The sequence below is a fragment of the Pectobacterium betavasculorum genome (genome assembly GCF_000749845.1).
GTDB classification, from domain to species: Bacteria; Pseudomonadota; Gammaproteobacteria; order Enterobacterales; family Enterobacteriaceae; genus Pectobacterium; species Pectobacterium betavasculorum.
In genome coordinates, this window is the sequence record NZ_JQHM01000007.1 from 69,488 (window position 1) to 93,061 (window position 23,574).

At 51.3% G+C, this 23,574-nt stretch carries 19 protein-coding genes; 9 read left to right on the forward strand and 10 right to left on the reverse strand.

Going from position 1 to position 23,574, the window contains the following annotated elements; genetic code table 11:
- Position 1 precedes the first annotated feature (1 nt).
- The 7 genes from KP22_RS14705 to KP22_RS14735 all read right to left on the reverse strand — a co-directional run bounded on the left by KP22_RS14705 (position 2) and on the right by KP22_RS14735 (position 7,630).
- Positions 2-1,705: a dipeptide ABC transporter ATP-binding protein gene (locus KP22_RS14705; RefSeq protein ID WP_039325006.1), complete on the reverse strand. Its 1,704-nt coding sequence runs from the start codon at positions 1,703-1,705 to the stop codon at positions 2-4.
- The gene (locus KP22_RS14710) at positions 1,702-2,562 is read right to left on the reverse strand and encodes an ABC transporter permease (protein ID WP_039306951.1); all 861 of its coding nucleotides are present in this window, start codon (positions 2,560-2,562) and stop codon (positions 1,702-1,704) included. Before KP22_RS14710 ends, KP22_RS14705 begins: the two co-directional genes overlap by 4 nt.
- Positions 2,559-3,503, reverse strand: a complete 945-nt coding sequence (locus KP22_RS14715; RefSeq protein WP_039306955.1) for an ABC transporter permease — start codon at positions 3,501-3,503, stop codon at positions 2,559-2,561. Before KP22_RS14715 ends, KP22_RS14710 begins: the two co-directional genes overlap by 4 nt.
- 22 nt (positions 3,504-3,525) lie before the next feature.
- The gene (locus KP22_RS14720) at positions 3,526-5,163 is read right to left on the reverse strand and encodes a TIGR04028 family ABC transporter substrate-binding protein (protein ID WP_039306957.1); all 1,638 of its coding nucleotides are present in this window, start codon (positions 5,161-5,163) and stop codon (positions 3,526-3,528) included.
- Positions 5,164-5,465: 302 nt separating this feature from the next.
- Positions 5,466-6,428: a glyoxylate/hydroxypyruvate reductase GhrB gene (gene ghrB / locus KP22_RS14725; RefSeq protein WP_039307095.1), complete on the reverse strand. Its 963-nt coding sequence runs from the start codon at positions 6,426-6,428 to the stop codon at positions 5,466-5,468.
- A 198-nt stretch (positions 6,429-6,626) separates the two neighbouring features.
- Positions 6,627-7,070 carry an N-acetyltransferase gene (locus KP22_RS14730; RefSeq protein ID WP_039306959.1) on the reverse strand — a complete coding sequence of 148 codons (444 nt, stop codon included), beginning with the start codon at positions 7,068-7,070 and terminating at the stop codon, positions 6,627-6,629.
- Positions 7,067-7,630, reverse strand: coding sequence for a DNA-3-methyladenine glycosylase I (locus KP22_RS14735; RefSeq protein ID WP_039306964.1), 564 nt, complete (start codon positions 7,628-7,630; stop codon positions 7,067-7,069). The genes KP22_RS14730 and KP22_RS14735 overlap by 4 nt, the downstream gene beginning before the upstream one ends.
- Before the next feature lie 290 nt (positions 7,631-7,920).
- Between KP22_RS14735 and KP22_RS14740 the strand changes: the two genes are divergently transcribed.
- The 3 genes from KP22_RS14740 to glyS all read left to right on the forward strand — a co-directional run bounded on the left by KP22_RS14740 (position 7,921) and on the right by glyS (position 11,847).
- Entirely contained in the window at positions 7,921-8,727 is an 807-nt protein-coding gene (locus KP22_RS14740; RefSeq protein ID WP_039325008.1) for a sulfite exporter TauE/SafE family protein, read from the forward strand.
- Between the two features lie 126 nt (positions 8,728-8,853).
- Positions 8,854-9,768 (forward strand): glycine--tRNA ligase subunit alpha, encoded by a 915-nt coding sequence (gene glyQ, locus KP22_RS14745; RefSeq protein ID WP_039306969.1) that lies wholly within the window; start codon positions 8,854-8,856, stop codon positions 9,766-9,768.
- A gap of 9 nt (positions 9,769-9,777) precedes the next feature.
- Positions 9,778-11,847 (forward strand): glycine--tRNA ligase subunit beta, encoded by a 2,070-nt coding sequence (gene glyS / locus KP22_RS14750; RefSeq protein WP_039306972.1) that lies wholly within the window; start codon positions 9,778-9,780, stop codon positions 11,845-11,847.
- Between the two features lie 57 nt (positions 11,848-11,904).
- Here glyS and KP22_RS14755 read toward each other — a convergent pair whose 3' ends face one another.
- Entirely contained in the window at positions 11,905-12,402 is a 498-nt protein-coding gene (locus KP22_RS14755) for a helix-turn-helix domain-containing protein (protein WP_052012538.1), read from the reverse strand.
- A 750-nt stretch (positions 12,403-13,152) separates the two neighbouring features.
- On the opposite strand from KP22_RS14755, the gene pgtP reads away from it, so the two are divergent.
- From pgtP to KP22_RS14785, 6 genes are all read left to right on the forward strand, one after another.
- Complete coding sequence (gene pgtP / locus KP22_RS14760; protein ID WP_039306975.1) at positions 13,153-14,466, forward strand: phosphoglycerate transporter protein PgtP; 1,314 nt, start codon at positions 13,153-13,155, stop codon at positions 14,464-14,466.
- 415 nt (positions 14,467-14,881) lie between these two features.
- On the forward strand, positions 14,882-15,586 hold the full coding sequence (locus tag KP22_RS14765) for a DUF3053 domain-containing protein (RefSeq protein WP_081926253.1): 705 nt from the start codon (positions 14,882-14,884) through the stop codon (positions 15,584-15,586).
- A 425-nt stretch (positions 15,587-16,011) separates the two neighbouring features.
- Complete coding sequence (locus KP22_RS14770) at positions 16,012-17,919, forward strand: PTS mannitol transporter subunit IICBA (protein ID WP_039325012.1); 1,908 nt, start codon at positions 16,012-16,014, stop codon at positions 17,917-17,919.
- Between the two features lie 61 nt (positions 17,920-17,980).
- Positions 17,981-19,129: a mannitol-1-phosphate 5-dehydrogenase gene (locus tag KP22_RS14775; protein WP_039325014.1), complete on the forward strand. Its 1,149-nt coding sequence runs from the start codon at positions 17,981-17,983 to the stop codon at positions 19,127-19,129.
- Between the two features lie 150 nt (positions 19,130-19,279).
- A complete protein-coding gene (locus KP22_RS14780) occupies positions 19,280-19,807 on the forward strand; it encodes an MltR family transcriptional regulator (RefSeq protein ID WP_039306988.1) in 528 nt (175 codons plus the stop codon).
- 158 nt (positions 19,808-19,965) lie between these two features.
- Positions 19,966-20,328, forward strand: coding sequence for a YibL family ribosome-associated protein (locus KP22_RS14785; protein ID WP_039325016.1), 363 nt, complete (start codon positions 19,966-19,968; stop codon positions 20,326-20,328).
- A 107-nt stretch (positions 20,329-20,435) separates the two neighbouring features.
- Here KP22_RS14785 and KP22_RS14790 read toward each other — a convergent pair whose 3' ends face one another.
- The gene (locus KP22_RS14790; protein WP_039306994.1) at positions 20,436-22,328 is read right to left on the reverse strand and encodes a methyl-accepting chemotaxis protein; all 1,893 of its coding nucleotides are present in this window, start codon (positions 22,326-22,328) and stop codon (positions 20,436-20,438) included.
- 377 nt (positions 22,329-22,705) lie between these two features.
- Entirely contained in the window at positions 22,706-23,332 is a 627-nt protein-coding gene (gene sodA / locus KP22_RS14795) for a superoxide dismutase [Mn] (protein WP_039306997.1), read from the reverse strand.
- Positions 23,333-23,574: the final 242 nt, after the last annotated feature.

Genomic DNA, 23,574 nt, shown 5'->3' on the forward strand with positions numbered 1-23,574 from the left:
TTTACAGTCCTTGGTTTAGTGCGAATGTGGGTTCAGTATGAATTGGGGGTTGGTGTGAACGGGCAAACGCCGGGTGTTGCTGCCCGGGGATAGCCTCGATGAGTTCACGGGTATAGCGATGCCCAGGCTGAGCGAAGATGTGTTCCACTGGGCCGGATTCAAGCTGCTTACCGTGGTACAGCACGGAAACGGTATCGGCGATCTGGCGAACTACCGCTAAATCGTGCGAGATGAACACGTACGTCAGCCCCAGTGATTCCTGTAGCTCAGTCAGCAAACGCAGAATCTGTGCCTGCACGGTGACATCCAGTGCGGAAACGGCTTCGTCCAATACCAACACCTGCGGCTCCAGCACCAGTGCTCGGGCGATGGCGACGCGTTGGCGCTGGCCGCCGGATAACTCACGCGGCTTGCGTGATAGCAACGCTACGGGCAGAGCGACGCGTTCGAACATCTCATGAATTTTTCGCTCCCACTGCCCGGAGGAATGGCGATTAAAATTGCGCAGCGGCTCCTCGACGATGTCGTACAACCGCTGCGAGGGATCGAGCGAGCCAAACGGGTTTTGATACACCAGCTGAATTTTCTGCCGGAACTGGCGCAGCGCTTCACCTTTTAGATGAGTGATGTCCGTGCCGTCGATCAGAATGCGTCCGGCGCTGGGATGATGAAACCCGAGCAAGCTGCGTGCTGTAGTGGTTTTACCGGAGCCAGACTCGCCAACAATCGCGTGCGTTGTGCCGCGTGCCACGCTGAAAGAGACGTCATCCACCGCGCGAAAATGCTCGCCTTTACGGCCAGACAGAGGAAAGGTCTGCACCAGATTTTCGACCGAGACAATAATATCGGATGTATGGCTGCGGCTGCGTGGTGGACGCGGTTTCGGGCTGAGCGACGGAACGTTCGCCAGTAGCGTACGAGCATAGTGGCTTGCGGGCGTGCTGAGCACGTCAAGCGTTGGGCCTTGTTCCTGAATGTAGCCGTTCTGAAAGACCAGCAAACGATCGGCACGCTCGGCCGCCACGCCCAGATCGTGGGTGACGAACAGCACTGCGGTACCATTCTCGCGCCGTAACTCATCAAGCAGATCGAGAATACGTTTCTGCACCGTGACATCCAGTGCGCTGGTGGGCTCGTCGGCAATAATCAGTGCGGGTTTCAGCGCAATGGCAATGGCAATCAGGACGCGCTGTTTCATGCCGCCGGAGAGTTCGTGTGGATACTGCTTCGCCCGTAATTCGGGCTGGTTTAGGCCAACACGCTCCAGGAGCATCAGCGTTTTCTGGCGGGTAGTCTGGCGATTTTCCCGCTGATGAATACGCAGAATCTCGTCCACCTGTTCGCCAATGGTCTGCACCGGATTCAGGGAACTGGTGGGATCCTGAGGGATCAGGCTGATCTGTGCGCCGCGCACGCTGTCCAGCCGCTTTTGCGACCAGCCGCTGATATCTACGCCGTTTAGCCGAATAGCGCCGCGTGTGAGCCTACCATTCTCGGCCAGTAAGCCGATGACGGCCTGCGCGGTGGTGGTCTTGCCTGAACCGGATTCCCCTACCAGCGCCACGACTTCGCCGGGCTGAATATGAAAAGAGACACCTTCCACGACGGTCTGTTCGCGATCGTCGCTACGGTAGGCAATCGTGACATTCTCCAGAGCCAGTACGGGCACCGCCGCGCTGGTTTGTAAGCTGACTGACAGGCTCATCGTTCTGTCCTCCTGATCGACTGGCTGATGCGGTTAGCGGACAGCACAACGAGTACGACAATCAGGCCGGGGAAGGTGGTTAACCACCATGCGGTTGCGATGTAGTTGCGGCCTTCGGCGATGAGCAGCCCCCATTCTGGCGTGGGCGGCGGTGCGCCGTAGCCGAGAAAGCTGAGCGTAGAGATAGCCAGAATCGCGCTGCCGAATTGCAGAGCAGCGAAGGCGAAAACGGTGGTCAGTGAATTCGGCAAAATGTGTCGCCATAGCACGCTGAAAAAGGTGCCGCCGCTGCCATAGGCGGCTTCGACATAGTCGCTGTGGCGCACGCGCAATACCTCTGAACGCACCAGTCGGGTAAAGCTGGCGACGGAGGTGACGCCCACGGCAATCGCGGCGTTGACCGTGCCGAAACCCAGCAGAATGATGACGCTCAGCGCCAGCAGCAGGCCGGGGATTGCCAGCAATACATCGATGCTGCGCATGACGGCGCTATCCAGCCAGCCACCAACGGCACCAGCCAAGAGGCCGAACAGGCTGCCGAGCACCAAACCCAGCCCAACGGCGATGACCGCACCAGACAGCGAGTGCACTGCGCCGTAAACGATGCGCGCATAGAGATCGCGTCCTAACTGATCGGTACCGAGCCAATAGTCGGCGTCAGGTGTTAGCCGCTGTGCGCCCGCGATGCCTTCCGTCGGGCTATAACCGGTAAACCAGCCGGGAAACAGAGCCCAAAGCGCAACAGTCAGTATCACCAGCCAGGCTAGCAGCAGCCCCGGCTGAAAGGCATAGCGACGCAGAAGCGGTCGCTTGCGCAGAAGAGGAAAGGTGATTTTTTCCAGCGGTACGGTAGTCATAGCGTGGCTCCTGGCGTTCTTTTCAGGCGCGGATCGAGAAGGGGATAAAGCAGATCGACGGCCAGATTGACGACAACAAAGGCGGCGGCGGAAATTAGTACGATGGCCTGTAACACGCTGCTGTCCTGATAGTTCACGGCTTCCTGCGTTAACTGTCCGAGTCCGTTACGGCCAAACACGGTTTCAGTAATCAGCGCGCCCGCAATCAGTTCGCCCAACAGTAAACCGGCAATGGTCAGCGTGGGCAGCATCGCGTTACGGGCGATATGCCGCCAGAGCACGCCGCTGCGGCTAGCCCCTTTCGCGCGGGCAACGGCAACAAACGGCTGCGTTTGCACCTGATCGATGCTGCGCATCAGCACCTGAGCCAGTGGGGCAGAAATCGGTAGCGCCAGTGTGAGAACCGGCAAAATCAGTCCTTCCCATTCGCCGGGATTAATCACGGGAATCAATCCTAAACGGAAAGAGAAGATCTGAATCAGCACGATGCCGAGCCAGAACGTTGGTACGGAAATAAACAGCGACGGCAGCGATTGTAGTGTGGTTCGCAGCCACTGAAACGGCGTCAGCGTTGATAAGAACGCGAGGGAAAACGCTAATAGACCTGCTGCAATGAAGCCCAGAACCGCGAGCAGCAGTGTGGATGGCAGATTCGCGGCGATAAGCTCAGTGACTGGCACGCCAGCCTGAATAGACAGGCCAAGATCGCCACGCAGTATCTGCGCTATCGCATGAAAATACTGCGTGAGTACCGGAGTATCGGCACCGTAAGACAAACGTAGTTGCGCGATTTGCTCGGCGCTTAGGCCAAGCTCTGGGTTTTGAAACTTGATCAGTACGGCATCACCCGGCATCGCCTGAAGCAAGATAAAAGACAGAGTGAATGCCGCCCACAGCACAAGCAGTGCCTGACCGATGCGCAGTGCCAGATATCGGTTCATGATGATGCCTCTCTCTTCTGTGTTACTTATCCAGCCAGGTGTTGTAGAAGCTGGGGCGACCAACGGCTTCAAACGCGATGCCTTTTGTAGTGGGTGTGCCTGCAAACACCTGCGGTTCTTCAAAAATGGGAATGACGTAGGCCTGATCGATCAGGTAGCCCTGTACTTCTCCCACCAGCGCTAACCGCTTGCTGCGGTCGGTTTCTGCGGCGATGCCATCCAGCAGCGTATTCAGATGCGGGTCAACAAAGTCTTTCACCTTGTCGCTGGATCCACCTTTTTGCAGCAGAACGTTGCGTACCGTCGGGTAATACTGGCTTTTCAGCACATCCGGGTCGGCGCGTCCGACCATCGCGGGTGCCACGCCGGTTTTCAGCGGGTCGAGGCTATCCACGGTTTTGCTGCCTGCATCGCCCGCTAACACATTCAGCTTCACGCCGACTTTTGCCCACTGTTGAGAAACCAGTTGCAGGGTTTCTTTGTTTTGCGGTTGCGGCAGTGATTCATAGGCGGTCAGTTCCAGCGTTTTGCCGTCTTTCTGACGTAATCCTTGGGGACCGGTTTTCCAACCTGCTTCATCTAACAGCGTGTTGGCCTGAGCGGGATCGAACGTTAGCTTGCTGGAGAGATCGACATAGCCAGCGGCGGTTTTGGCCAGCGGTGACGTGGCCTGTGGATAGTTGTCAGAGAACAGCGTATCAATGATCTCTTTGGTGTTGGTGGCGTGCAGCAGTGCTTTACGCACGCGGATATCGGCTACCAGCGGGTTATCCGGGCGGAAAACCACGCTGTTATTGACGCCGCGCGTAGGTGGGGCATAAAGATTGAAGCCCTGACTTTGTACCCGTTTTTCATCATAGGCTTGAATCTGACGAATGAAGTCCGCCTGACCGGAAACCAATGCGCCGATACGCACGCTGTCTTCCGGGGTGACCAGATAGGTAATGCCGTCCAGATAGGCACGCCCTTGGTGCTTTGATTTAACCGGTGCCCAGTCGTAATCCTTACGGGCAGTCAGCTTCAGTTCGCGTCCCAGTTTCTCGCTGTTCACCACGAATGGGCCGGAGCCAATAATGTTTTTAGCATTGCCTAACTGATTGAAATTGCGCTCCAGCGTACTGAGAGAAACCAGACCGGAACCGATGGTTGCAGTCCCTTGCAGAAAGCCCGGAGACGGCTTCTTAAAGTAAAACTTCACCGTGAGCGGATCGATAACTTCACTGCGCAGGTAATTGTTGATGACTTCGGAAACTGGCTGGTTGAGCGCCGTGTTCCCTAGACCATAAGTATCGAAGTTTTTCGCTACCGCGTTGGCATCCAGCGGTGTGCCATCAGAGAAGCTAACACCGGGGCGGATCTTGAACGTGTATTCGGTGTTATCCGCGTTGATGCTCCAGGATTCTGCAACCCACGGTTCGATCTCCAGTGTTTCTGGGTTCTGGTACGTCAATTTATCGGTAATTTGGTTAAGAATGCCGCCGTTCGGATAAAAACCACCCGCTGGCGTATAGAGGTTGGTGTGCGCCTGTTGTTCCAGATAAACCAGCGTACCGCCGATTTTCGGTGCGTCGTTCGCAGCTTGTACGTTCACCGCACCGCTCAGAAGAAGCAGCGAGGCAAAAAGAGTGAGTGTCTGATGAGGATGCAAAAAAGTCGCCACGATGATTGTCCCTACATGTGATTATTTTTATTAAACTTATTGGTTTATCAGGTGAATATGCGGATCGACTACGTCCTGAAACGGGATAAAGCAGGAAATGTTAACCGCACGTTAAGGCCGATATTTCCATAGGTGGCAGGAAACAGCAAAGAACAATACTGGCATTGGTTATCCAGTTTTTAGGTAGGGAAAAGAGTGATTTTTAGCGGAAAATAACCGCATTTCGCGTGTGATGATGGGGTTATTAATTGGGAGATAGCAACGCTGCGAATCGTCGTCGCAGCGCTAAGGTCGACTGAGAGTTATTTCAAAACCTGCGGGTTCACGCAGTTTTCTTTTACCTGACCGCTCAGGGCGGCAATCAGATTATCGACGGCACAGGCGGCCATATCGTAGCGTGTTTCGTGCGTCGCAGAACCGATATGCGGCAACGCCACGACGTTGGGTAAATCCAGCAGTGGAGAATCGACGGGTAACGGTTCTTGGACAAAAACATCCAGCCCTGCGCCCTGAATTGTCCCTTTCACCAAGGCTTCCGTTAACGCGTCTTCATCCACAACGGCACCACGACCGATATTGATCAAAATAGCGCTGGGCTTCATTTTTGCTAGTTGTTTGCGGCCAATGAGATGGTGAGTTTCCGCCGTCAGCGGCAGTGTGATACAGAGGAAATCAGATTCGGCCAATAGCGTATCGAGATCGCAGTGGCGAGCATTAAAGCGTTCTTCCGCTTCGGCGTGATGGCGGCGTGCGTTGTACAGTACCGGCATGCTGAAACCAAAGTGAGCGCGCTGTGCGACAGCCAGGCCGATGCGTCCCATTCCCAGAATACCGATGGTTTTATGGTGAACGTCGGTGCCAAACCAGTCGCTGCCGACACCGCCTTTCCATTCGCCCGCTTTGACCCGCTCAGCCACTTCCACGACTCGGCGCGCGCTGGCAAGCATCAGTGCCAGAACCGTATCCGCCACCGTTTCCGTTAGCACGGTTGGGGTATGCATGAGAATCACCCCTTTTTCATTCAGCGCATCAACGTTAAAGGTGTCGTAACCGACAGAAATGGTAGAAGCCGCGCGTAAACGCGGTGCGTGTTGCAGGAAGTCTTTATCGACTTTGCCGCCGGAACCGATGATGCCTACGGCCGTTGCCAGAGCGGGGTGGTCGAGGGCGGGAAAGGCGTCAAGTTCAGTGACGGTGAAGTGTTGGTCCAAACGAGCACGTAGGTCGTCAGCCACTTTTTTATACAGGATAACGCTAGGTTTCATCACAAACTCCAGCAGATTAAGGACGTTGGGGTAGAAATCGCTCATCAAATAATCGCGTAGCTGGCGAGAGACTGCAAGCGATACTGCCCTCGCATCTGCCCAAGGTTAGCCATGATTAATGGGGGATTTGCACGATATTCTGCTATTCCATTGAACCGATAGCTCAGAGATGACCTATTGAATCAGAGGGCGCGGTATTTACTGCTCCTTCACTTGTTTTGCCCACTGCATGATCAGCGCAGTAGCTTGCGTATCCCGATTGACGTTTTCGTCAACAATGGCGAAACCCTGTTTATGGTAGAACCGGCAGGCACGCGTATTCTGCTGATATACTTCCAGACTGAGTAAGGGGAACAGCGCCTGAACATGCTGGATTAGCGCTGCGCCAATCTGTTTGCCGTAATAGTTCTTTTCCACAAATAGCGCGCCGATAAATCGTGCTTCCAGCACGCTGATAAAGCCGATAAGGCTTTCTTGCTCTTCATAAACCCAGGTTTGAGACTGAGGGATATAGATTTCACGTACTGCGGAGGCACTTTCTCGCCAGTAATCTTCACGAATGAAGGGATGCGCCAGAATGGTGCTCTTCAACCAGAGTTGCATCAGTGGTTCGATATCGGAGCCACGGTAAGGGCGGATCACGAGGTGCTTTCCTGATGACAAAAACAGTCGGTGACATGGTCGTTGACCAATCCGCCCGCCTGCATGAAGGCATAACAGATAGTTGAACCAATAAATTTGAAGCCGCGTTTCTTCAGGGCTTTGGACATGGCATCTGAAACGTTCGTTTTGGCAGGAACCTCTGCAAGTGAAGCTGGGTGATTGAGACGCGGCTGGTGTTCGACAAAAGACCAAATGAAGTGCGAAAAACGCTCTCCCTGACTTTCCATCTCCACCCACACTTTTGCATTGGTGATGATTGCCTCGATTTTCCCACGGTGTCGGATAATACCGCTGTCCTGCACTAACCGATCTACGTCATCCTGCGTCATTTTCGCTACTTGTTCTGGATTAAACTGGTGAAAGCAACGGCGATAGTTTTCGCGTTTTTTCAGGACGGTGATCCAGGAAAGACCCGCCTGCTGGCCCTCCAGACACAATAGCTCAAAGAGCTTCTGGCTGTCGGTGCAGGGTTTACCCCACTCGTTATCGTGATAATCCTGATATAAGGTGTCTTGTGTAACCCAGCCGCAGCGTTGCATTCCTTTCTCCTGATTCGGTTGTGCCGTTGGTGTTTGGACGCACCGTTCATTGTAATGCGGTCTGCCGCAATGTGGGGGAGATCATGGCATTCATGGTGCTGTATATGCAACCAGCATTTTGCGGGCGTACTCGCAGATATGAAAGGTTGCGTGCGGATGGAGCGGAAAGTCGTCGTGGAATCGTGAATAATGCATTGCCGACAGCTTAGGGCTGTTCATTCGTTCAAGGCTGTTCATTAGCTCAGGGCTGTTCATTGATCATAAGAAAAGCATAAACAGGGGAAGAGGGAATGGCAGTGGAGTGGGTAGTAGCCTATCTGGCATTAGGTGCAGTAGTGGGTTTTATGGCGGGATTATTGGGCATCGGTGGCGGTGGCATTATGGTGCCAGTGCTGACGGCGCTGTTTGCTGCACAGGGTGTAGATAATACGCATCTGGTGCATCTGGCGTTGGGAACGTCAATGGCGGCGATTGTTGTTACGGCAATTTCCAGCCTGCGCACCCACCATCAGCATCAGGCGGTGCTGTGGCCTGTGGTGGTGCGGATTACACCTGCGATACTGATCGGGACATTCGCTGCTACCTGGCTGGCGACGCTGTTGCCGACGCGGATGCTGGCAATCTTTTTTTCCTGTTTTATGGCCTATGTTTCACTGCAAATGGTGTTGAATATCAAACCAAAACCGCAGCGCCAGTTGCCCGATACGGCAGGCATTTCGTTCGCAGGGTTGGTGATTGGCAGTATTTCGGCGCTGGTGGCTATCGGCGGTGGATCGCTCACAGTGCCGTTTCTGACGTGGTGTAACGTGCGTATCCAGCAGGCGATTGGTACGTCAGCAGCGGTCGGGTTGCCGATTGCTCTTTCTGGTGCGCTGGGCTACATGATCAACGGTTGGTCAGCGAACGGGCTACCTGATTATAGCGTCGGCTATGTTTCTCTGCCCGCGGTTCTCTTGATTTCCGTCGTCAGCTTCTTCACTGCACCTGTCGGCGCTCGTCTGGCGCATCGTTTGCCTGTTGCGACGCTGAAAAAAGCCTTTGCGGCACTGTTATTGTTGCTGAGCTTAAAGATGTTGCAGACCGTTTTTTCCGGCTGATCCCGGAACTTGAACGATGATGACGGGGATTTGCACTTGTTACCGCATTCTGGCTGTATATCTTGCGGTCAGAGGGTATACTGGCGCATTCCTTATAAATCCACTTGTATCGTGCGCGAATCCAACATGCAAAAGTTTGATACCAAGACCTTCCAGGGCCTGATCCTGACGTTACAGGATTACTGGGCTCGCCAGGGCTGCACCATTGTTCAACCATTGGACATGGAAGTCGGCGCAGGCACTTCACATCCTATGACCTGCCTGCGGGCACTGGGGCCGGAGCCAATGGCCGCCGCCTATGTGCAGCCTTCTCGTCGTCCGACCGATGGGCGCTACGGCGAAAATCCGAACCGCCTACAGCACTATTACCAGTTTCAGGTCGTCATTAAGCCATCACCGGATAATATTCAGGAGCTGTATCTCGGCTCTCTGAAAGAGCTGGGTTTGGATCCGGCCATTCACGATATCCGCTTCGTGGAAGACAACTGGGAAAACCCGACGCTGGGTGCGTGGGGTTTGGGCTGGGAAGTCTGGTTGAACGGTATGGAAGTCACTCAGTTCACCTACTTCCAGCAGGTTGGCGGTTTGGAATGTAAACCAGTGACCGGTGAGATCACCTACGGTTTGGAACGTCTGGCAATGTACATTCAGGGCGTTGACAGCGTTTACGATTTGGTCTGGAGCGATGGTCCTTTAGGTAAAACCACCTACGGCGACGTGTTCCACCAAAACGAAGTCGAGCAATCGACCTACAACTTTGAACACGCTGATGTCGACTTCCTGTTCAGCTGTTTCGAGCAATATGAGAAAGAAGCGCAGCACCTGCTGGCGCTGGAAAAACCGCTGCCTTTACCAGCTTACGAACGCATTTTGAAAGCGGCGCACAGCTTTAACCTGCTGGATGCGCGTAAAGCGATCTCGGTTACCGAACGTCAGCGTTACATTCTGCGTATTCGTACCCTGACCAAAGCGGTTGCGGAAGCCTATTATGCCTCTCGTGAGGCTCTGGGTTTCCCGATGTGTAATAAGAAAGAGAGCTAAGAGGCAGCCATGACTGACAAGACTTTTCTGGTGGAAATTGGCACGGAAGAGCTGCCGCCGAAGGCTCTCCGTAATCTGGCAGAATCCTTTGCCGCTAATTTCACGGCGGAGCTGGATGCCGCCAATCTGGCGCACGGGGACGTAAGCTGGTTTGCCGCACCGCGCCGTCTGGCGCTGAAAGTGGCGCGTTTAAGCGCTTCTCAGCCCGATCGTGAAGTAGAAAAACGGGGGCCGGCGATTTCTCAAGCGTTTGATGCTGAAGGGAAACCAACCAAAGCAGCAGAAGGCTGGGCGCGTGGCTGTGGTATAACCGTTGAGCAGGCTGAACGTTTGACGACCGACAAAGGCGAGTGGCTGTTGTATCGCGCCCACGCTAAAGGTGAGCAGACACAGGCGCTGCTGACGGGTATGGTAAGCACCGCTTTATCAAAGCTGCCGATCCCAAAACTGATGCGCTGGAGCGATAAAGAAACCCAGTTTGTGCGTCCGGTACACACCGTAACTCTGCTGCTGGGTGAGGAGCTGATCTCCGGTCAGGTATTGGGTATCCATTCTGCTCGTACCATCCGCGGTCACCGTTTTATGGGTGAAGCTGAATTCACGATCGACAACGCCGAACAGTACCCGCAGATTCTGCTGGAACGCGGTAAAGTTGTCGCCGACTATGATGCGCGTAAAGCCAAAATCAAAGCCGATGCGGAAGAAGCCGCACGCAAGATTGGCGGCAATGCCGATCTGAGCGACAGCCTGCTGGAAGAAGTCACCTCGCTGGTGGAATGGCCGGTGGTGCTGACCGCGAAATTTGAAGAAAAATTCCTCGCTGTGCCGTCCGAAGCGCTGGTTTACACCATGAAAGGTGACCAGAAGTATTTCCCGGTTTACGACAACAGCGGCAATCTGCTGCCTCACTTCATCTTTGTTGCCAATATCGAATCCAAAGATCCACAGCAGATTATCTCCGGTAACGAAAAAGTGGTGCGCCCACGCTTAGCTGACGCCGAGTTCTTCTTCAATACCGACCGCAAGAAGCGTCTGGAAGATCACCTGCCGCGTCTGGAAACCGTTTTGTTCCAGCAGCAGCTGGGTTCATTGCGTGATAAAACCGACCGTATTCAGGCACTGGCAGGCTGGGTTGCTGGCCAGATTGGTGCCGATGTGAATCACGCGACGCGCGCGGGCCTGCTGTCCAAGTGCGACCTGATGACCAACATGGTGTTCGAATTCACTGACACGCAGGGCGTGATGGGGATGCACTATGCGCGTCACGATGGCGAAGCGGAAGATGTTGCTGTTGCATTGAATGAGCAGTATCAGCCGCGCTTTGCGGGTGATGAACTGCCGTCTTCTGCTGTGGCTTGTGCATTGGCGATTGCTGACAAAATGGATTCGCTGGCCGGGATTTTTGGTATCGGTCAACATCCAAAAGGCGACAAAGACCCGTTTGCACTGCGTCGTGCTGCTCTCGGTGTGCTGCGCATCATCGTCGAGAAACGTCTGCCGCTCGATTTGCAGACGCTGACCGAAGAAGCGGTGCGTCTGTATGGCACCAAGCTGACTAATACCAAGGCTGTGGATGAGGTGATTGAGTTTATGCTCGGTCGTTTCCGCGCCTGGTATCAGGAAGAGGGTCACAGCGTAGATACCATTCAAGCGGTATTGGCGCGTCGTCCAACTCGTCCGGCTGATTTCGATGCCCGTGTGAAAGCGGTCAGTCACTTCCGTACGCTGGATGCAGCTTCGGCGCTGGCAGCAGCTAACAAACGCGTTTCCAACATTCTGGCGAAGTCTACCGATACGCTGAATGAGAGCGTCAATGCGGCCGTATTGAAAGACGCGGCGGAAATTACGCTGGCAACGCATCTTGTCGTGCTGCGTGACAAACTGACACCGCTGTTTGCTGAAGGTCGCTATCAGGAAGCACTGGTTGAGCTGGCCTCACTGCGTGAACCTGTCGATGCATTCTTCGATCAGGTGATGGTCATGGCGGAAGATGAGCAGGTTCGAGTGAACCGTCTGACGCTGCTGAGCCAACTGCGTGAGCTGTTCTTGCAGGTTGCGGATATTTCTGTGCTGCAGTAATCGCCTCTGCCTTCAGGTGTGATGCTGATGACCCCGGTTGCGATGACCCGGTGGTCATCAGTCTTGCGCTGTCGTATCGATGTTATCCGGCGTTCCTTTCAACTGCCGTAGCAATCCTTCGATACCGATACGATATATTGTATTGATTAGCGCATTTTTCTCTTGTTCGCTCAGGCGGCGAAAAATCGCTTCCAGCTCCCTAGTCGTTGTGTCGTTATAACGAACCTGAGGAGACTCGCAGGCAGTAGCGCGATCTGATAGAGGTTGGTTCGATTTTTTGTTCGGATCGCCTTCCCCGGTCGCTAACCAGGAAAGGGAGACGCCACAAGCTTCCGCAACCAAAGCCAGACTATCGAGACCTGGATAAATTTTCCCCTGAATATATTTACGGATTGTCGTTTCAGACAGGCCGCTGCGGCGGGATAACTCCATGTTGCTCAAACCATTCATAGCAAGTTTCAGCCGCTCTCCAAATCGGTGAATTGACTGTTTTTCGATGATGTGTTCCCGGCCGGATTTTACGTCATATCCATCGTTTTGTCGGTCTTCTGCCATGCAGGACATTCCTTATCGAATTAAAAGCACATGTCTCGTCACAAAAATTCGATTTTCGGGCTTGATATAGGCTTTTTGTTCGGTTAATGTTTCTTTGTACTGAAATGTTAGTCGGGCAATGGCAATGCATCAAAGGTGCCCGATTGATTCTGGGAAGCAGAAAGCTAATACGTCTGCAACCTGAAAAATGAATCATGTAAACGTTAGAGGATCACACAATACTGTCCATTTCACAATGGCTGGTTGGTTCCACTATGGCCTTTGTTTAGCATGATAACATCAGGGAATACATATTGGTCTGACGTGAAAGGGTGAATATCGTCGGCGTAATTGATAGGGGGCTATTCCTTATATACCTTAAATAATTCGAGTTTCAGGGCAACACATTAATGTGTTGAGCAGCCCTTTAGGACGATGCTCAGTGATGAGCATCGTAACGCGGCTAGAGAAGGACAATCTCGTCAGAAACGAAATTGACGAGATAACGCTGGCTTCCAATGAGAGGCAGGATGTCTCTCATTCATCCTTAGGAATTTATATCGGTACATGAATGGAGTGAGTAAAATAACGCACATGCAAATTTAAATATGACAGGTATCGTTAAATATCAATAAATACTATGCATCCCGGCTAGTAGATTCTCTCATTATTTGAGAGAAATGGTTTTATTTTTTATAACGAGGAAGCCGTAAAGCTCTGTATAAGATTTCATGAATTAATTTATTCAAATTTTTTGCTAAGGAGAGTGACGTGTCTATTTTTACACCGGCAAAGCATAAAAATTTATTACCCAAAGCAGAGATAGATAAAGAGTATCAAAAAATAAGGTGGCAGGTTTTTTTAGGAACTTTTCTTGGATATGCCGCTTTCTATCTTTTAAGAAAAAATTACAGTCTTGCCATACCCTATATGATAGAGGATTATGGCTATACAAAGGCATCGTTAGGCACATCGCTGACACTGCTTTCCATTGCCTATGGGATTAGTAAATTTGTGATGGGAAGTGTTTCCGACAGATCGAATCCCAAATATTTTGCGGTGACGGGATTAATGATCAGTGCATTTATCTGCATTGTCTTCGGGCTTGTTCCCGGTGTGATGTCGAGCATTCCGGTCATGTGCGTATTGAGTTTTATGAATGGTTGGGCACAAGGGATGGGCTATCCTCCTTATGCAAAAACCATGGTAACGTGGTTTTCACAAAAAGAGCGCGGGAAGTGGTGGTCGTGGTGGAATGTGTCCCATAATCTGGGTGGCGGATTAATTGCGCCGCTGGCAACGCTGGGGATATTTTTATTTGGAACATGGCATAGCATATTTTTCTTTCCCGCATTGATTGCGATAGTCATTGCGATTATTACTTTCTTTTTAATGAGGGATACACCTCAGTCATGCGGACTACCACCAATAGAAGTCTATAAGAAAGAAGGCAATGGGGAAGAATTAAAACAGGATTCATCAGGGCTTTCCCATAAAGAGATATTTGTTAAGTATGTATTGAGAAATAAATTTCTTTGGTATATCGCGGTTGCAAATATTTTTGTCTATTTCATTCGATATGGCGTAGTAGACTGGGCTCCAACCTATTTATCTGAGGTAAAAGGATTTAGTAAAGAGAACTCACGGTGGGCATATTTTTTATATGAATGGGCTGGCATACCGGGAATGTTAGTCAGCGGTTATTTAAGTGACTTAGCATTTAAGGGTAAAAGAGCACCGGCAACAATTCTGTTCATGTGCGGTGTATTAGCGGCTATTTTAGTGTACTGGTTTAATCCGCCAGGAAATCCGCTCGTGGACAATATTAGTCTGATAGCGATTGGCTTTCTGATTTACGGCCCAGTAATGATGATTGGTTTACAGGCGGCAGATCTGGTGCCCAGAGAAGCGACGGGAAGCGCAACGGGGTTGACGGGACTGCTTGGTTATCTCCTTGGCTCCGCTAGCGCCGGTGTACTGATGGGGTTCGTTGTTGATATTGCCGGCTGGACTGGTGGATTCATTACATTAATCGCCTCCTGCCTATTGGCCATCACATTTTTACTTTTAACGCTGAAGAGGTAGTGCTGATATTCACCTAAGGCGACGCAGCCCGCTGCCCGTCTTAAGGGTATGTTCGTTTAAATGCTGAAAGGCTAATAACCTTTCAGCATCAATATCAATGCGTTAATCATCCTGTGTTTATGCGCTAAACACCCGCCTTTTACGTTACTCTTTTTCAAATCCTGTTAGCACGGCTACAACGCCTGGCATAGGCAAAAGTCGGTATGTATTTGTGCATGCACTATCAGAAGGTTTCTGGAACATCATCAAAACCTGTTGTCAAACCTGGTCTTTTTCTGCACAGCCAGCCTGATTCGACTATGCTTATGTCGTAGAAAATCTTGTCATGGAAAATCCGTCGCTGGCATGTTTTTGTCCGTATAAAGCACGACTGGCGGGGCAGCGAGCATAACAGGAGTAGGGAATGAGAAGGCTGATGACGTACCGTTCACGCTGGCTGCTGCCAGTTCTGGTTATTCTGGCGGCATTGCAGCTTGCTGCCTGCGGTGACAGCGAAGCCGAGCAGCGCAAGGCATTCGTTGCGTTCCTGCAAAGCGTGCAGTCGCAACAGGATGGCAGGCTGCCTGCATTGACGGAAGAGCAAAAGAAGAATTTTGGCAATTTTACCAACGATTACGCAATTTTAACCACCTTTTCTCAGCAGTTTAATCAAGCCGTGTCCGGTAGCTTGACGCCGATGCTGGGGCAAATTTCCCGTATTCGCGTCCCTAAAGACTATCTGACGCAGAGTGATGTGCTAAGGCAATCTGTTGGAACCATGAGCCTATTGGCGCAGCATGTTCAGACAGCAAAGGCACAGGCTGACAATGCACACCGCGCGTTAAAGCAGCCTGAAGAGGTACAAATTCCTTATGAGCGCCTGTATGCGCGCACGGTAATACAGCCGACGAATGCCTTGTTACCGGCTATTCCGAATGCCACATCGTTTGTACAAAGCCTGATTCAGGTTGGGGATTTCCTTCAGGCTCAGGGCGATCAGGCCGTATTTAATGGGGCATCTGTGCAATTCCGTACGCCACAGCTGGTGGCGCAATATAACGGTATGATGGCCGCATTACCTGTTCAGCAGCAAAATTTAATGAATGCACTCAGAGGGATAAATGGCGTGAATTATCCCTAATAGCCTCTTTTTGCTAACCGATCTTAGCCGATAGATATTCTGGATAAGATGAGTTTGGCTGGCATGAGGGAAAAATAAATTGTGATTAATATCACATAAATAAAACAAACAAGGCGATTAAAATTGTGATGAAAATCACATATAGGGTTCTGTAATTGTCTACAAATCTGTTTAGTTTTTCATTTTTAATGGTTTTTTGTGAAGTAAATCACCTATTTGTATCGTTGATGTAGGGTGGTTGTGTGATTTTTGTCACGTTTCTGCCATGAGGTTGCGGTATGAAAACAGCGTGTTAGAGTCCGCGCTGCATACAGTAATAATGACGGAAATATTCTTGTGGCAGTCGGTGTCTTTATAGCCACGCCGTCTCACGATAATTACCACGCGCTCTTATTGTCAGCGCGTTTCAATAGGGGTGTGTTTTTATGCTTTCACCAGACATTAAGATCAAAGTTCAAAACTTTGGCCGCTTCCTCAGCAATATGGTGATGCCCAATATTGGCGCATTTATCGCCTGGGGTATTATTACCGCGCTGTTTATCCCAACTGGCTGGATCCCCAATGAAACGTTGGCGAAGCTTGTCGGTCCAATGATCACATATTTACTGCCATTGCTGATTGGTTATACCGGCGGACGCCTGGTATTTGGTGAGCGTGGTGGTGTCGTTGGTGCAATTACGACGATGGGTGTGATCGTCGGGACTGATATCCCAATGTTCCTCGGTGCCATGATTGTAGGGCCGCTGGGTGGCTGGACGATCAAACGTTTTGACCGCATGGTCGACGGTAAAATCAAGAGCGGCTTTGAAATGCTGGTCAACAACTTCTCTGCCGGTATCATCGGTATGTTGTTGGCCATTTTGTCGTTTTTGGCAATTGGTCCGCTCGTTGAAGTTTTCTCTCAGGTGCTGGCTTCCGGCGTTAACCTGATGGTGCAGAACAACCTGTTGCCGTTCACATCTATCTTCGTTGAACCCGCAAAAATTCTGTTCCTGAACAACGCCATCAACCACGGTATCTTCTCACCGCTGGGCATTCAGCAGGCGACGGAAACCGGCAAATCTATTTTCTTCCTGATCGAAGCAAACCCAGGCCCAGGTATGGGCGTGCTGATGGCTTATATGTTCTTCGGTCGCGGTAACGCGAAAGAATCAGCACCGGGTGCGGCGATTATCCACTTCCTGGGCGGTATTCACGAAATTTACTTCCCTTACGTGCTGATGAATCCGCGCCTGATTATCGCAGTGATTCTGGGCGGGATGACTGGCGTGTTTACACTGAGCGTGTTGGGTGGCGGTTTGGTTTCACCTGCGTCCCCTGGCTCCATTCTGGCAGTATTGGCGATGACACCAAAAGGCGCTTACTTTGCTAACCTCGCAGCCATTGCAGCGGCTTTTGCGGTGTCCTTCATCGTGTCGGCGATTCTGTTGAAAAGTACCAAGCAAAAAGAAGAAGATCTGGGCGACGCAACACGCCGCGTGCAGGAAATGAAAGCCTCTTCCAAAGGTACAGCAACGGGCGCTGGTGTTAGCGGCGATATGAGTACCGTGCGTAAAATCATCGTAGCCTGTGATGCCGGTATGGGTTCCAGCGCGATGGGGGCTGGTGTGCTGCGTAAGAAAGTTCAGGATGCTGGGCTGACCAACGTTTCGGTGACTAACAGCGCGATCAATAGCCTGCCGGACGACGTCGATCTGGTCATTACGCACCGCGATCTGACTGAGCGTGCGATGCGTCATGCACCGCAGGCACAGCATATTTCGCTGACCAACTTCCTTGATAGCGGTCTGTATAGCGACCTGGTGGCTCGACTTGTGGCAGCGCAGGGTGCCGTGCAGCCAGAAACCGTGGCGACGCCTGCACCAGTTGTTGCTGATGCGCAGACGAATCTGTTCCAACTGGGTGCGGGCAATGTGTTCCTGAATCAGCATGCGACACACAAAGAGCAGGCCATCCGTTTTGCCGGTGAACAACTGGTAAAAGGCGGTTACGTCGAGCCTGAGTATGTTGAAGCGATGCTGGAGCGCGAAAAGCTGACCTCCACTTATCTGGGCGAATCGATTGCTGTGCCTCACGGCACCATTGAAGCGAAAGATCGCGTGCTGAAAACGGGCGTTGTCTTCTGCCAATATCCTGAAGGCGTTCGCTTTGGCGATGAAGACGATGAGGTCGCGTGTTTGGTTATCGGTATTGCTGCCCGTAATAACGAACATATTCAGGTCATCACCAGTCTGACCAACGCGCTGGACGATGATGCCGTCATTGAACGTCTGGCACATACCCAGGATGTTCAGGAAGTACTCGACTTACTCTCCGGTAAAAAGAGTGCCTAATTGATGTGGCTAGCGCCGCCTTCAGGCGGCCTCTTTTTATGTTTTTTTAAGGTTATCTCTCATGAAAGCATTACATTTTGGCGCAGGTAATATCGGCCGTGGATTTATTGGTAAATTGTTGGCGGATGCCAACGTCGAACTGACATTCGCTGACGTCAATCAGCCTCTGCTGGATGCCCTGAACAGTCGTAAAAGCTACACAGTGCGGATTGTCGGTGATAACACGCAGGTTGATACCGTCAGCAACGTTAGCGCTGTTCACAGCGGCAGTCAGGATGCTGTCGCATTAATTTCCGTGGCCGATCTGGTGACCACTGCTGTGGGACCGCAGATTCTGGAAAAAATCGCTGGAACTATCGCTCAGGGGCTGGTGAAACGTCATGATGACGGCAACATCCGGCCGTTGAACATTATTGCCTGTGAAAATATGGTGCGTGGCACCAGCCAGTTAAAACAGCATGTGCTAAAACTGCTGCCGGAAGCCCATCAGGAATGGGTTGTCGAGCATGTAGGATTCGTGGATTCCGCGGTGGATCGCATCGTTCCTCCTTCCGAGGCGGGCAGCGATGATGTGTTAGCGGTGACGGTAGAAACCTTCAGCGAATGGATTGTCGATAAAACCCAGTTCTGCGGTGAGCCGCCAGCGATTCCCGGTATGGAACTGACCGACAATCTGATGGCGTTTGTCGAGCGTAAGCTGTTCACGCTCAATACCGGCCATGCGATTACGGCCTATCTCGGCCAGCAGGCGCGTCATCAAACGATCCGTGATGCGATTCTTGACCCGAAAGTCAGAGCCGTGGTCAAAGGCGCAATGGAAGAGAGCGGTGCGGTACTCATCAAACGTTATGGTTTTGATGCGGATAAACACGCCGCCTATATCAATAAAATTCTTGGCCGCTTTGAAAACCCTCACCTGCATGATGATGTGGATCGCGTTGGCCGCCAGCCGCTGCGCAAACTGAGCGCCGGTGACCGTCTGATCAAGCCGCTGCTCGGAACGCTGGAATACCATTTGCCGCATGACAACTTGATTACTGGTGTTGCCGCCGCGATGCATTATCGTAGCGAACAGGATCCGCAGGCGCAGGAACTGGCTGAGTTAATCCGTACACAAGGGCCGCAGGCGGCGCTGGTGCAGATTTCTGGTCTGGATGCGAACAGCAAGGTTGTCGCGCAAGCAGTGAATGTGTATAACGCCATGCAGTAATCGGCGCGTCTCGTCACAAGGCAGGTGTGGTCTTTTCGACACGGTGTAATGTATACGGGCGACGTCGGGGATCGGATGTCGCCACACCTGCCGGTAAGCATACTACCGAGGTGGGTATGCTGTGCGGGTTTAAAGGGTCAAGAAGTGACGATGGAAGAAACACAGGCGTTTGAAAACCGGGTTCTGGAAGCGCTGAACTCAGGGAAGACTGTGCGCGACTTTATGCTCTGCGCTGTTGAGCTGCTGGCTGAAGCGGCTAGTATCCTGATGTTGCAGGTATTCCGTAAAGACGACTATGCGGTGAAGTATGCCGTAGAGCCTCTGATGACGGGAACGGGTCCGCTGGGCGATCTTTCCGTGCGCCTGAAACTGATTTATGGGCTGGGGATGATCAGCCGTAAAGAGTATGAAGATGCCGAACTGTTAATGGCGCTGGGCGAAGAGCTAGCACATGACGATCGTGATTATCGTTTTACCGATGATGAAATTCTGGGGCCCATCGGAGAGCTGCACTGCGTTGCGGCGTTGCCCGCAAAGCCCGCGTTACCGCTAGGGGCGGATGCCGATCCACTTCTGGTGAATATGCAGCAGCAGCGTTATCAGCAGATGGTGCGTTCCACGCTGGTTTTATCCTTGACCACATTGATTGCGCAAATTAGCCTGAAAAAAGCGTTTTAACGCCATTCTGCTGCACGACATCACTACGCCTACCAGACTTTATCTTCGTCCTACATCAAGCTGCATGTGTGTGGGCGGGTCTTACAACCACTCGAATTATTTAGCGTATAGTGTATGCTGTGCCCCGCATTATTCTCCCGTTATATAGGTTATCTTTTATGAAAGAGCAGGAAAAAGCAGAGATCAAACGTCTTAGCGACCAATTGGATAAGCTGACGCATAAGCAGACCACGCTGCTGGCACAAGGTGACGCCGAAGCCATTGCCCTCAATCTGGAGGCCTGCGAGAAGCTAGTGGCTGAAATTGAGCGCCTGCGTAACGTGAGAGAACAGAAACTCAGCAAAGAAGCACAGAAATTGGCAAATCTACCTTTCAACCGTGCGATTACTAAAAAAGAGCAGGCTGATATGGGAACGTTGAAGAAAAACGTTCGCGGTTTGGTGATTGTGCATCCGATGACGGCACTCGGTCGTGAGATGGGTTTAAAAGAGATGACAGGCTACGCGCCGAAACCGTTCTGAGGCCTTTTCTCTGCGCAGGGGGAGGATAGTGATGGACGAGTTATCGCGATTGATTCATTGATGAAGCCCCTGTTAAACAGGGGCTTTGTTTTGTGCCGCTTTCGATATTAGTTCGGTGCGTGCAGGCGTTGCGTTTGGTTATTAAACGCGATGCCAGCGGGGGTGTCATCATGCTGTGCATTAGCCAGACGGAAGACGGAAACGGCCTGCTTCAGCAGTCTTGCCTGCTCTTCCAGCGAGTCGGCGGCAGCAGAAGATTGTTCAACCAGCGCGGCGTTCTGCTGCGTGGTGCTATCCATTTCAACAATTGCCTGGCTAACCTGGCTAATTCCCCTGCTTTGCTCATCCGATGCGGTGGCAATTTCACCCATGATGTCATGCACCTGTGTGATAGAGGTGACGATGTCATTCATCGTTTTACCCGCGTTACCGACCAGTGTTGCACCGCGTGACACCTGATTAACAGATTCAGAGATCAGGCCTTCAATTTCCTTCGCCGCCTGTGAACTGCGCTGGGCAAGATTGCGCACTTCGCTAGCGACAACGGCAAAGCCACGGCCTTGTTCACCAGCGCGGGCGGCTTCTACCGCGGCGTTTAATGCCAGAATGTTAGTCTGGAAGGCGATGCTGTTGATGACAGACGTGATTTCTGCAATACGCTTAGAACTGCTCTCAATCGCGGTCATGGTTTGCACCACGTTATTCACCTGCTCGCCACCTTGTCTGGCGGTTTGGGAAGCGCTGATTGCCAGCTTGTTGGCCTGGTGTGCGTTATCGGCGTTTTGCTTAACCGTCGCGGTGAGCTGTTCCATGCTGGCGGCGGTTTGTTCAACGGCAGCAGCCTGTTGTTCGGTACGTGACGACAAATCTGTATTGCCCGCAACGATCTCGCTGGATGCGTTAGAAATCTGGCTGACACCAACGCGAATGTCGTCGATCATATTGTGCAGGTTGTCGTTCATCTTCGACATTGCGCTCATCAACTGACCCAGCTCATCTTTACGGGTCGTATTGATAGACATGGTGAGATCGCCTGTCGCGATTTTTTCAGCCATGCTCAATGTATTGCCAAGTGGTGTGGTGATCTGACGTGAAATGAACCAGGAAATCATCAGGCCAAGCAGTAACGTAATCAGCGTCGCGATGCTCATTTGCAGTATGGCACTGCGAATGTCTGCCTGTGAGGCGGCCAACTGATCGCTAAGCAGAGATTCAACAACAATATTCAGCTGTTCGGCAACAGCATGCATTTGCCCCGCCTGTGCCATTTCCTCATGATAGGCCGGCATATATGCCAACACTTGTTCTTCATAATTGTTCATGATCGTCAGAACCGGCGCCAGCGTTTCACGCTGTTCAGCAGACAGGCTCTGATATAGAAAGGTCAATGACGTTTGCGCCGCGTTGATGGAGTCTGTCAGTTTTTCTTCGGATTCTTTGTTGGTAGAAAGTAATAAACCGCGAACATGATAGCGAACGGCAATCAGTTTTTGGTTCAGGTCCGAAAGTAATAATTGAAGCGCAGTGCTGTTATTGTCTGCCTTTAACTGATCATTAAGCTGTAGCAGGGGCTTTTCCGTCGTTGATATATTCCAGCTTTTTCTGACGGCGTCTTTAGCATTCACTGCATTAATATAACCTTTTTGTTTTTCCTGGTAGCTGGTAATTAATGTAGGGATATCGGCTATCTTCTTGGCGTCGCTTTCTGGCCAGTTAAATTCTTTTGCTTTTTCAGCGAGTTTACTGATATTGGCAATGTGCTCAATGTTCTTTTTTATATCATCAGGATTATAAGTGGTACCGTATAATGCACGGTAATATTTAGCCTGGTTAATTTCATCATTAATATTGTTGCTTAAATTAACTTTATCAATACTGCCTTTCAGCTCGCCTATATGCATAATACCCGCACCGGCAATCACCATGGTCATCAACAGAATCAGGAAAAAGCCTAATCCTAATTTTTTACCGACTTTTAGATTGTCAAAATTCATAGCCATCAAATCCCACCACTCTATCCTATTGAGTCAAATTCACTATCCTGATGCACACTTGATGAGCGCTGTTAGCATCCCGGATTACCGCTTGCCAGGCCTGTCACTGCAAAAAAACATGATAAAAACCCGCAGTAGATATCGGCACTTTACTCTGAAACTTTACGCATCGCCTGTTTTTCGGGTCTGAAGTCTGCATGCGACCAGAAATGAATAAACCGTGTGAGCGCACCGCTATTCGAGCGTGCGGGGTGATGGGGAAGAGCGAGAAGAGGAGCGGACAATACAAGGTGAAATATAATAAAAAACTGGAATAACAACGTGTTATTCCAGTCTCTATTCAAACGCAGAAGGAGCCTGATGGTATCAGGCATCCAACGGTTTTATTTTTTCGCGCTAGCGAAGCGAGCTGCGGCTTCGTCCCAGTTCAGCACGTTCCAGAAGGCTTTAGCGTAATCTGGGCGGCGGTTTTGGAATTTCAGGTAGTAAGCGTGTTCCCATACGTCCAGACCGACGATTGGGTAGCCAGAGGCACCAGAAATTGCTTCACCCATCAGCGGGCTGTCTTGGTTTGCCGTAGAAACGACAGCCAGTTTGCCGTCGTCTTTCAGTACCAGCCAAGCCCAGCCAGAACCGAAGCGAGTTGCTGCTGCTTGCTCAAATTTTTCTTTAAACGCATCGACGCTACCGAAATCACGTTCGATTGCCGCTTTCAGATCGCCAGTCAGCGTAGTCCCTAATTTCAGGCCTTTCCAGAACAGGCTGTGGTTAGCGTGCCCGCCAGCGTTGTTACGCAGTGCTGTTTTTTTCTCAGCAGGGACTTTATCCAGTTGAGCGATCAGCTCTTCAACAGACAATTTAGCCAGCTCAGGCAGAGATTCCAGCGCGGCATTAGCATTATTGACGTAAGCCTGATGGTGTTTGGAATGGTGAATTTCCATCGTTTCTTTGTCGAAATGCGGTTCCAGTGCGTCATAAGCATAAGGCAGCGATGGCAGTGAATAACTCATGTTTAGCATCTCCTTGGTAAAAAAAATGTTACGGTACTGTTCTATGAGTGCCGCGTAAGCAATACGTTCATTATAGTTAATTAAATGATATTGAAAATGATTATTCTCGAGCTGATGTCGTGATTCAGATTGCTTTACTTCATGATAACAAACGCTTATGTCGTTATTGCACTATGTAAAAACAAATTAATCTATACTCGTGATACTTCAAGCTGCCTGTGCGTTGGCTGCGTGCCATCGCG

Coding starts and splice junctions, on each gene's coding strand:
- KP22_RS14705 (WP_039325006.1), bottom strand. CDS start 1,705: ATGAGCCTGTCAGTCAGCTTACAAACCAGCGCGGCGGTGCCCGTACTG.
- KP22_RS14710 (WP_039306951.1), bottom strand. CDS start 2,562: ATGACTACCGTACCGCTGGAAAAAATCACCTTTCCTCTTCTGCGCAAG.
- KP22_RS14715 (WP_039306955.1), bottom strand. CDS start 3,503: ATGAACCGATATCTGGCACTGCGCATCGGTCAGGCACTGCTTGTGCTG.
- ghrB (WP_039307095.1), bottom strand. CDS start 6,428: ATGAAACCTAGCGTTATCCTGTATAAAAAAGTGGCTGACGACCTACGT.
- KP22_RS14735 (WP_039306964.1), bottom strand. CDS start 7,630: ATGCAACGCTGCGGCTGGGTTACACAAGACACCTTATATCAGGATTAT.
- KP22_RS14740 (WP_039325008.1), top strand. CDS start 7,921: ATGGCAGTGGAGTGGGTAGTAGCCTATCTGGCATTAGGTGCAGTAGTG.
- glyQ (WP_039306969.1), top strand. CDS start 8,854: ATGCAAAAGTTTGATACCAAGACCTTCCAGGGCCTGATCCTGACGTTA.
- glyS (WP_039306972.1), top strand. CDS start 9,778: ATGACTGACAAGACTTTTCTGGTGGAAATTGGCACGGAAGAGCTGCCG.
- KP22_RS14755 (WP_052012538.1), bottom strand. CDS start 12,402: ATGGCAGAAGACCGACAAAACGATGGATATGACGTAAAATCCGGCCGG.
- KP22_RS14765 (WP_081926253.1), top strand. CDS start 14,882: ATGACGTACCGTTCACGCTGGCTGCTGCCAGTTCTGGTTATTCTGGCG.
- KP22_RS14770 (WP_039325012.1), top strand. CDS start 16,012: ATGCTTTCACCAGACATTAAGATCAAAGTTCAAAACTTTGGCCGCTTC.
- KP22_RS14775 (WP_039325014.1), top strand. CDS start 17,981: ATGAAAGCATTACATTTTGGCGCAGGTAATATCGGCCGTGGATTTATT.
- KP22_RS14780 (WP_039306988.1), top strand. CDS start 19,280: ATGGAAGAAACACAGGCGTTTGAAAACCGGGTTCTGGAAGCGCTGAAC.
- KP22_RS14785 (WP_039325016.1), top strand. CDS start 19,966: ATGAAAGAGCAGGAAAAAGCAGAGATCAAACGTCTTAGCGACCAATTG.
- KP22_RS14790 (WP_039306994.1), bottom strand. CDS start 22,328: ATGGCTATGAATTTTGACAATCTAAAAGTCGGTAAAAAATTAGGATTA.
- sodA (WP_039306997.1), bottom strand. CDS start 23,332: ATGAGTTATTCACTGCCATCGCTGCCTTATGCTTATGACGCACTGGAA.